Origin of the sequence: Succinivibrio sp., assembly GCF_045124615.1 — a bacterium.
GTDB classification, from domain to species: Bacteria; Pseudomonadota; Gammaproteobacteria; order Enterobacterales; family Succinivibrionaceae; genus Succinivibrio; species Succinivibrio faecicola.
The window spans coordinates 1-6010 of record NZ_JBGVMC010000152.1; the positions used below are offsets into that span (position 1 = coordinate 1).

The 6010-nt window shown below is 41.6% G+C and carries 3 protein-coding genes and 1 pseudogene; all 4 read left to right on the plus strand.

Annotated features, from left to right (window positions below; genetic code table 11):
• Window positions 1-566 (plus strand): annotated as a pseudogene (gene rpoB, locus ACJML3_RS04000) (DNA-directed RNA polymerase subunit beta); the annotation flags it as partial.
• 69 nt (window positions 567-635) lie between these two features.
• Window positions 636-5081, plus strand: coding sequence for a DNA-directed RNA polymerase subunit beta' (gene rpoC, locus ACJML3_RS04005; protein ID WP_406020838.1), 4446 nt, complete (start codon window positions 636-638; stop codon window positions 5079-5081).
• A 69-nt stretch (window positions 5082-5150) separates the two neighbouring features.
• Window positions 5151-5534 carry a RidA family protein gene (locus ACJML3_RS04010; protein ID WP_219938161.1) on the plus strand — a complete coding sequence of 128 codons (384 nt, stop codon included), beginning with the start codon at window positions 5151-5153 and terminating at the stop codon, window positions 5532-5534.
• Between the two features lie 54 nt (window positions 5535-5588).
• Window positions 5589-5942: a DsrE family protein gene (locus ACJML3_RS04015; RefSeq protein WP_406020836.1), complete on the plus strand. Its 354-nt coding sequence runs from the start codon at window positions 5589-5591 to the stop codon at window positions 5940-5942.
• The last annotated feature ends 68 nt before the right edge of the window (window positions 5943-6010 follow it).

The following is a 6010-nucleotide window of genomic DNA, read 5'->3' on the forward strand; positions in this document are numbered from 1 at the left end:
CTCAGGAAGTTGACATTTCATCAATGTCAGATGCTGAGGTTATGACCCTTGCAAACAATTTACGTGATGGTCTACCTGTTGCAACTCCAGTATTTGACGGTGCACAGGAAGAAAACATCAAAGAAATGTTAAAGATGGCTGGCTTACCAGAGTCTGGTCAGATGACATTATTTGATGGAAGAACAGGCCGTGCATTTGAGCGTAAGGTAACCGTTGGTTATATGTATATGCTCAAGTTGAATCACTTAGTTGATGACAAGATGCATGCTCGTTCAACTGGTTCATACAGCTTAGTAACTCAGCAGCCACTTGGTGGTAAGGCTCAGTTCGGTGGTCAGCGTTTCGGTGAAATGGAAGTTTGGGCACTTGAAGCTTACGGTGCAGCTTACACACTTCGTGAAATGCTTACTGTTAAGTCTGATGACGTTAACGGCAGAACCAAGATGTATAAGAACATTGTCGATGGTAAGTACACAATGGAAGCTGGTATTCCAGAGTCATTCAATGTTCTGTTACGTGAAATTCGTTCACTTGGTATTAATATCGATCTTGTCCGCAAGGATTAAGTTTCCGCAATGGGGTGAAAAACTCACCCCTATTTGGGATCAACAATAGGAGAAACTGTTGTGAGCAATATGGAAAACGGTTTAAATGACGATCTTCTAGAGGGTTTAGCAAGCCAGCCTCATGAGACTGTTGAGCAGGAGCCAGCAATGGATCTTGAGTTAAGCGGTAGCCTTGGCAAGTTAGCAAACCGTAGCAATGCCTTTAAGCAACGCCTTGAGGACTTTGATGCTATTAAGATCGGTTTAGCATCACCTGAGATGATCAGAGCATGGTCATATGGTGAGGTTAAGAAGCCAGAAACCATTAATTACCGTACATTCAAGCCAGAAAGAGATGGTCTGTTCTGTGCTAAGATTTTCGGACCAATCAAAGATTATGAGTGTTTATGCGGTAAGTACAAGCGCTTAAAACATCGCGGAACTATCTGTGATAAGTGTGGTGTAGAAGTAACTCAGGCTAAAGTACGTCGTGAGCGTATGGGTCACATTGAGCTTGCTTCACCTGTAGCTCATATCTGGTACTTAAAGTCTTTACCATCTCGTATTGGCTTAATGTTAGATATGAAGTTACGCGATATTGAAAGCGTACTATATTTCGAGAGCTATGTTGTTACCGATCCTGGTATGACAGAGCTTAAAGAGCGTGATTTATTAACTGAAGAGCAGTATGTTGATGCATTAACCCAGTACGGAGATGATTTCACCGCTAAGATGGGTGCAGAGGCAATCTTAGACTTATTAAAGCAGATCAATCTTGAAGAAGAATTAAAGGTTGTTCGCGAAGCTCTTGATAGCACTTCATCAGAGTCAAACCGCAAGAAGTTTGCTAAGAGATTAAAGTTAATTGAGTCATTCTTAAATTCAGGTAACAAGCCTGAGTGGATGATTTTAACTGTATTACCAGTTTTACCTCCAGATTTACGTCCATTAGTTCCATTAGATGGTGGTAGATTCGCAACTTCTGATCTTAATGATCTATATCGTCGTGTAATCAACCGTAACAACCGTCTGAAGAGACTTTTAGATTTAGCAGCTCCTGAGATTATCGTTCGTAACGAGAAGCGTATGCTTCAGGAATCTGTTGACGCTTTAATGGATAACGGTCGTCGTGGCAGAGCAATCACTGGTTCTAACAAGCGTGCTCTTAAGTCACTAGCTGACATGATTAAGGGTAAGCAGGGTCGTTTCCGTCAGAACCTATTTGGTAAGCGTGTTGACTACTCAGGTCGTTCTGTAATTACCTGTGGTCCATTCTTACGCTTACACCAGTGGGGTCTTCCAAAGAAGATGGCTATTGAGTTATTCAAGCCATTCATTTACGGTCGTCTAGAATTACGTGGCTTTGCAACCACTATTAAGGCTGCAAAGAAGATGGTTGAAAGAGAGGATGCAATCGTATGGGATGTATTAGACGAAGTAATTCGTGAGCATCCTATTATGTTAAACCGTGCTCCTACTCTTCACAGATTAGGTATTCAGGCATTCGAGCCTGTTCTGATTGAAGGTAAGGCAATTCGTCTGCACCCTCTAGTATGTCCAGCATTCAACGCTGACTTCGACGGTGACCAGATGGCTGTTCACGTACCTTTAACATTAGAAGCCCAGTTAGAAGCTCGTGCTTTAATGATGTCAACCAACAATGTTCTTTCACCTGCATCAGGTGATCCTATCATTGTTCCTGCACAGGACGTTGTGTTAGGTCTTTACTATATGACCCGTATGAGAATCGGTGCACGTGGTGAGGGTCTGATTCTGTCAGATGCTAAGGAAGCTGAACGTCTGTACAAGGCAGATCAGGTTGATTTCCATGCACGTATTGCTTGTCGTGTTCACTACTTTGAAAAGAACACTGATACAGGTGAGTTTGTAGAACACAACGAGTTACGTCTAACAACAGTTGGCCGTGCTATGCTGTCTCTGATCTTACCTAAGGGCTTATCATTCGATTTAATCGATCCTCCTGCAGAAGGTGTAACTCAGGAAAATATTCACGAGATCCTGAAGGAAAAGAACTGGTTTACCCATGTTTCTAACGTACCATTAGGAAAGAAGAAGATCGGTGCATTATTAAATAACTGCTATCACAAGTTAGGACTTAAGGATACAGTTATGTTTGCTGACCATATCATGTATACCGGTTTTGCTAACGCAGCAATTTCAGGTTCATCTGTATGTGTCGACGATATGCTCATTCCTAAGGAGAAATATACAATTATTTCTTCTGCTCAGAAGGAAGTTATGGAAATTCAGGACCAGTATGATAATGGTCAGATTACTGTTGGTGAGAGATACAACAAGGTAATCGACGTCTGGTCAAGTGCTAACGATAAGGTTGGTAAAGCCATGATGGCTAACCTCTCAATCCAGACAGCTAAGAATATTCTTGGTGAGGATGAGCAGGAAGCTTCATTCAACAGCATCTACATGATGGCTGACTCTGGTGCTCGTGGTTCTCCAGCTCAGATTCGTCAGCTAGCTGGTATGCGTGGTCTGATGGCAAAACCTGATGGTTCTATTATTGAGACACCTATTACAGCTAACTTCCGTGAAGGTCTGAATGTACAGCAGTACTTCATTTCAACCCACGGTGCTCGTAAGGGTCTTGCTGATACAGCTCTTAAGACTGCAAACTCTGGTTACTTAACTCGTCGTCTTGTTGACGTTGCTCAGGATATGGTTATTACTGAGGACGATTGCGGTACAGATGATGGTTTAGAGATTACTCCACACGTAAATGGTGGTGATGTTATCGAAACATTACGTGACCGTGTTTTAGGCAGAACTTTAGCTGCTGACGTATTAAAGCCAGGTTCAAAGGATGTTCTGATTGCAAAGGGTACTTTACTTGATGAGAAACTTTGCTCAGTTCTTGAGGCTCACAGCGTAGATAGAGTAAAGGTTCGTTCTCCTATCACCTGTAAGACCAAGTTTGGTATCTGTGCTAAGTGTTACGGCCGTGATTTAGCTCGTGGTCATATGGTAAACCCTGGTGAGGCTGTTGGTGTTATCGCTGCTCAGTCAATCGGTGAGCCTGGTACACAGTTAACCATGCGTACATTCCACATCGGTGGTGCCGCATCTCGTGCTGTTGCTGAATCAGCTGCTACCGTAAGAAACAGCGGTGTTGCAAGATTTGAAAACTCAAAGTTTGTAACAAATACTGAAGGCAAACAGGTTGTAACCTCACGTCAGTCAGAATTATTTGTTATCGATGAGTTCGGTTCTGTAAAGGAAAGCCATAAGATTCCTTACGGTGCTGTTCTTGAGATTAAAGAAGGCGATCAGGTTAAGGTTGGTCAGACTGTAGCTCGTTGGGATCCTCATACTCATCCAATTATTTCTGAAGTACACGGTTTCATTAAGTATATTGATATTATTGAAGGCGTTACTGTTGATAAGAAAGATGATGAGGCATTAGGTATCTCTTCAATCGAAGTTAGAGAATTAGCTGCTCGTCCAACTCAGGGTAAGGAAAAGAGACCTTCTGTTAAGATTGTTGATGCTAAGGGCAAGGATGTAATGATTCCTGGTACTGAAGTTGCTGCTCAGTATATGCTTCAGGCAAAAGCTATCGTTCAGTTACAGGATGGTGCAGAGATCAATATCGGTGATGTTATTGCTCGTATTCCTCAGGTTGCTGGCGGTACTAAGGATATTACCGGTGGTCTTCCACGTGTTGCTGACTTATTCGAAGCTCGTGCTCCTAAGGAGCCTGCAATTCTTGCAGAGATTTCAGGTACCATTACCTTTGGTAAGGAGACCAAGTCAAAGCGTCGTTTAGTAATTACTCCAACACCTGGTTCAGTTGATGAAATCGGAAATGCACTTCAGGAGCACGAGGAGATGATTCCTCTATCTCGTAACCTGAACGTTTTCGAAGGTGAAACTGTAACTAAGGGTGAAATGATCGCTGAAGGTCCAGAGTCACCACACGATATCTTAAGATTACGTGGTGTAAACGCTGTAGCTAACTACATCGTAAACGAAGTTCAGGACGTTTACCGCTTACAGGGTGTTAAGATTAACGATAAGCACATTGAAGTTATCGTTCGTCAGATGCTACGTAAGTGTGAAATCCTTGATGCAGGCGACAGCAGAGAGTTCTTAACAGGCGAAATTGCTGAAGTTTCTCGTGTACGTGTCGTAAACGAAAAGCTTGCTGCAGAAGGCAAGAAGCAGGTTTGTTACAGACACATTCTAATGGGTCTGACAAAGGCTTCATTAAGCACCGACAGCTTCATTTCAGCTGCATCCTTCCAGGAAACAACTCGTGTTCTTACCGAGGCTTCTGTTGAGGGTAAGGTTGATGAGTTACGTGGCTTGAAGGAAAACGTAATCGTAGGTCGTCTAATCCCTGCTGGTACTGGTTATAAGTACCACAAGCAGCGTCGTGAAGAGTTTGCTCGTATGAATCAGTCAAATGATTCAGAGCAGACAGTTTCAGCAGATGATCTGCAGAAGCAGTTGTCAGCAGCTTTAGAAGCAGCTGATTCAAGCTCTGTTGGCAATAACTAATTTAAAGTTATGATTTAAATCAGATGCCCTTCCAGAATTTGGTGGGGCATTTTATTTTGGAGAAAACAAATGAGCGATATCAAAGTAATATCAACTGAAAATGCACCAGCTGCAATTGGCCCATATGTTCAGGGTAAAATTGTAAATGGTTTATTATTTGCATCAGGCCAGATCCCTTTAGTTCCAGCAACAGGTGCTATGGTTGAAGGTGGAATTGCAGAGCAGGCAAGACAGGCTTTATCTAACGTAAAAGCATTAGTTGAAGCTGCAGGTTCTGATTTATCAAAAGTAATCAAAACCACCTGTTTTTTAAAGGATATCAATGATTTTGCTGCATTCAACGCTGTATATGCTGAGTTTTTTAATGCTCCTGCACCAGCTCGTTCATGCGTAGGTGGAATCGATCTACCTAAAGGCGCACTTTGCGAAATTGAAGTGATCGCTGCAGTTTAATGCACATTATTTATTTTTATTTTGTAGTATCCTCTATTTAGAGGATATTTTTTTATGGACTTGTTAATTATTATAAAAAGCTCTGCATGTAATTGCGTAAGTCATAATACTGTTAAATATATCGTGCAAAAAGCCTACGAAGAAAAACTTAATATTAAAGGTATATTTTTCAGATATGATGCTACAAGCATAACTTCTGTAGAGATGGAAAAACGATCAGACCTGTATGGTATTCAGAAAACTTACACTGATCTGTACGAAAAATATAAAATTCCTATGTACGTCTGCGGTGGAGACCTTCAGGAAAAAGGAATATCAGTAGAGAGTATAGAAAAATCATTCACATTATCTGGAAATGCAGAGCTGTCTATGATGATATCCTCATGTGACAAGGTATTGGAGTTATAAATGATCATAATTGTAATTAAAACTCCTTTCAGTCAGTCGATGACATATAAACAGGGAATTGAATGCTC